At 40.4% G+C, this 349-nt stretch carries 1 protein-coding gene; it reads right to left on the bottom strand.

The window, feature by feature from the left end:
* A partial coding sequence (locus tag D9O48_RS18860; RefSeq protein ID WP_158624947.1) for a hypothetical protein occupies positions 1 to 349 on the bottom strand: 349 nt, incomplete at both ends.

Raw genomic sequence — 349 nt, 5'->3', positions numbered from 1 at the left:
GCTACCATTCCTTCCCAGAAGTGGGGGTCTTGTGCCTTCTCTCCCGCATCACTGATTATTTGTTCGATTGAATTCTCATCAATATATTTAATCAGCCCTTCAACCCCGTTAACCACTGCATCTAAGGTTTGAATCGGGTGTAAAACAGCATCTGCCGTCCCTACAACACCATTCCATACATCAGATACAGTATTAGCAGCAAATTTACCCACCCTTTTAAAAAAGCCATCACCTTTATTGTAACCAAACTTTCCTGTTCCTAATGAATTAGAAAAGTAAAAACCACTGTTACTATTTTCCTGCACAGCATTACCACCCCTTTTACCATACACTACTACCTGTGGTAAAA

It is taken from the genome of Gynurincola endophyticus (assembly GCF_003991195.1).
In the GTDB taxonomy this organism is placed as follows: Bacteria; Bacteroidota; Bacteroidia; order Chitinophagales; family Chitinophagaceae; genus Gynurincola; species Gynurincola endophyticus.
The sequence above is the reverse complement of the archived record's forward strand: the minus strand, read 5'-3'. Positions and strand labels throughout refer to the sequence as shown.